At 70.8% G+C, this 1,831-nt stretch carries 3 protein-coding genes; all 3 read right to left on the bottom strand.

Going from position 1 to position 1,831, the window contains the following annotated elements; translation table 11 throughout:
• Positions 1-30 precede the first annotated feature (30 nt).
• The 3 genes from K2X24_RS01000 to K2X24_RS00990 are packed head-to-tail and all read right to left on the bottom strand — an operon-like array spanning position 31 to position 1,666.
• Positions 31-861, bottom strand: coding sequence for a zinc-finger-containing protein (locus K2X24_RS01000; RefSeq protein WP_292493837.1), 831 nt, complete (start codon positions 859-861; stop codon positions 31-33).
• On the bottom strand, positions 858-1,208 hold the full coding sequence (locus K2X24_RS00995; protein WP_292493835.1) for a hypothetical protein: 351 nt from the start codon (positions 1,206-1,208) through the stop codon (positions 858-860). Before K2X24_RS00995 ends, K2X24_RS01000 begins: the two co-directional genes overlap by 4 nt.
• Positions 1,209-1,258: 50 nt before the next feature.
• Entirely contained in the window at positions 1,259-1,666 is a 408-nt protein-coding gene (locus K2X24_RS00990; protein ID WP_292493833.1) for a hypothetical protein, read from the bottom strand.
• Between the last annotated feature and the right edge of the window lie 165 nt (positions 1,667-1,831).

The following is a 1,831-nucleotide window of genomic DNA, read 5'->3' as shown; positions in this document are numbered from 1 at the left end:
CGGCGAAGCTGTCAATGATGAGGGGGCGGGTCATGCGGCCTCGCTCGTCGCCACGGTCGGGCGCACGCCGCGCTCGGCGAGCGCCTCCAGGTCGGGGATCATTTCGAGACGGACCTCGTGCGCCGCGTACTGCCAGCCGGGCAGCAGGTCGTGCAGGTACGCGCCATTCACACGCGAGAAGCCGGGCAGGTTGGCCCAGGTGCAGATCCACTCGGCGCGCCGCGGGCGGCTATAGTCGATGTGAAGGGTGCTGCGCTCGCCCATGGCGGCGTCATCACCAAAGGCCGCGCTGATGGCCCGCGCTGAGATCGCGGCGGCCGCGCGCTCTTGCATGGTCGGCGCTGGCAGCGGCTTGACGGCCTTCGGCTTGCGTTCCTTCTTCGGCTTCTTCTCGGGCGCCGGACGCGCCTTCGCCCAGGCGCGGATCTGCGGATAGGTGACGCCGCGCAGGCACGCCCAAGCCTCGCGGCACTGCTCGATCGTGAACATGCCGACGTGGCACTCGTCCTTGGTCAGGTCGAGGCCGGCGGCGAGGTAGGCGTAGACCCGGCCGCGAGCGGCGCGCTGGATCAGCTCGCGGGCCGCCTCGTTCTCCGGGTGGTACTCGCCACAGCGGTCGGCGTGCTTCCAGAGCGGGTCGACCATATCCCGGTGCAGGACGATCCGCGCGCGGCGCAACTCGGGCCCGGCCGGCGTGCCGAGCGGCTCGGTGCCGCCCGGGTGGCACCCGACATAGGCGTCGGGGCAGACCTCGCACTTCCAGATCGGCTTGTCCGCCAGATCTGGGCGGTTCGGGTAGACCTCGGCGCCGTTCGTCAGGCGCGCGGCGACCCCGCAGCCGGGGCAGAACGGCGCGGTCACGAAGGCCTCCCCGCCGGCTTGTGGGCGACGTTGACGCGAACCTCGTTGCAGTTCTCTTCGGACGCGTCGGCGAGGGCGTGGAGCGCTTGCTGCAGAGCACGGCGCGCCGTCATGCTCGAGAACGCCATGGCCAGTTCGCGATCACCGTCCGCCTGTGTGTCGCAGATGCTGGCGATGGTATTCCCGAGTGCGCCGACGAACGCGCCCGTAAAGGCGGTGTCGGGGATGTCGAGATCCCGGGCGTCGCCGAGTTCGCGCATCGCGGCCTCGGTGAAGGCGAGTGTGAGCCTGCGGTAGAGCCGTTCGCCTTGATCCTTCGGCGCAGTCGTGTCGTAGCGCTCGCGCATGACGCTGAGGCCCTGCTCGACGGCCTCGCGGTGAGTAGTGGTCGAAGTCATCACAGCCTCCGTGTGGTGGTGGTCCGGACGACCCGGTGGGCGTCGAACAGCGTCACGTTGGGCGGGATCGGCTCGCGGAGCGCATGGGCGCTGTGCAGGTCCGCCAGCCGCTTGGCCTCGTCCAGGATGCGGAGCGCGACCTGTCCATTGCCGATCGCGATCGCGCGCATGGCGGCGTCGATGTCGGTCGCGAGGCCGGAGTGCGAGAGGCGCAGCTGCCGCGCGTCACGGACGCTTCGGCCGAGCGCGGCTGCCTCGGCGTTCGCAGCCGTCTCCCAGTCGCGCGCGGTCTGGGCCAGAGCAGTGCAGGTCGGGAGGCCCGCCATCGCGAGGGCCTGATCGCACAAGGCGACGACGCGCTCGGGGGCTGCGGCTGGGTGGGTTCGGTGCTCGACGAGTTCGGTCATGGACGGATTCCTCGCGTTCGGCGGCTCAGGGGACTGGCGTGGAGAGAGGGGCGAGCCGCTCAGGCGGCTTCGCTGCGATCCTCGGCGAGGCCGTAGTCGCCGGCATCCCGGGCGTCGGCCGCGTCTGCGATCTGGTCGAGTTCTTGGGTGATCTCGTCGAGGGCG

This window comes from Methylobacterium sp., from assembly GCF_019750675.1.
GTDB lineage: Bacteria > Pseudomonadota > Alphaproteobacteria > Rhizobiales > Beijerinckiaceae > Methylobacterium.
This window is presented reverse-complemented; position numbering and strand designations above follow the sequence as displayed.